This is a genomic window from Borrelia crocidurae (assembly GCF_000825665.2).
Taxonomy (GTDB): Bacteria; Spirochaetota; Spirochaetia; order Borreliales; family Borreliaceae; genus Borrelia; species Borrelia duttonii.
In genome coordinates, this window is the sequence record NZ_LN609267.1 from 41,137 (window position 1) to 42,184 (window position 1,048).

The following is a 1,048-nucleotide window of genomic DNA, read 5'->3' on the forward strand; positions in this document are numbered from 1 at the left end:
TGGATATTTAAAAAAATTAGACATTCAAGATATGATTCTTATGTTATTTTAAGTNNTGAATATTAATAATGAATTTAATATCAAAATAAACAAAGAAGAATTTCACAGACTCACCAAAATAATTTATAATAATTTTGGTATTAATCTTAGCGAGAAAAAAAAATTATTAATAGAAAGTCGCTTATCATCAACAATTAAAGCAAAAAACTTAAACAATTTTACAGAATATATTAATTACTTAGAAAATCAAAAAAATCAAATATCTCTAATAGAATTAATAGATAAAATATCAACAAATCACACCTATTTTTTTAGAGAACCTAATCACTTTGAATTCCTTGCAAACAATCTTCTACCCAAAATGGTCGAAAGAATAACACAAACACAAGAAAAAGAAATTAGAATATGGTCAGCTGGATGCTCAAGTGGAGAAGAAGCATACACAATAGCAATGATATTAAATGAATATATAAATAACAATAAAATTCAATGCAAAGCAAAAATTTTAGCAACAGACATTTCAATTAGTGTTTTAAAAGAAGCTAAAGAAGGCATTTATCCAGAAGATCGAGTAAAAACCCTACCAAAACATTTGAAAATTAAATATTTAAATAAACTCGAAAATGACAAATTTGAAGTTAAAGATGAACTGAAAGAAATGACCGTATTTAAAAAATTAAATTTAATGAACGACGTTTTCCCATTTAATAAAAAATTTGATTTAATTTTTTGTCGAAACGTAATGATTTATTTTGATGAGCAAACAAGAAACAAACTTGCTAACAAATTCAATCAATACTTAAAAGATGATTCTTACTTATTAATTGGACATTCAGAAACAATTCGAGGTAATAAAAACTTAGAATATGTAATGCCAGCAACATATAAAAAAATCAATTCAATTTAAAATAATCATAATGATTGTAATTAAATAAAAGACTAAACTAGCACATTATTTAAGTAAGATTTACTTTCTCCCCTACTTTAACAAAATAAAGTAGCTCTCCTATTGTTGCAACATGATCTCCAACTCTTTCTAAAAAACTAT

Annotated in this window: 1 protein-coding gene and 1 pseudogene; one reads left to right on the forward strand and one right to left on the reverse strand. The window is 24.1% G+C overall.

Annotation, left to right across the window (positions count from 1 at the left end):
* The first annotated feature begins 55 nt into the window (after positions 1 to 55).
* Entirely contained in the window at positions 56 to 907 is an 852-nt protein-coding gene (locus BN1173_RS00225) for a CheR family methyltransferase (RefSeq protein ID WP_014695952.1), read from the forward strand.
* Between the two features lie 49 nt (positions 908 to 956).
* Here BN1173_RS00225 and BN1173_RS04435 read toward each other — a convergent pair.
* Positions 957 to 1,048 (reverse strand): annotated as a pseudogene (locus BN1173_RS04435) (phosphate signaling complex protein PhoU); the annotation flags it as partial.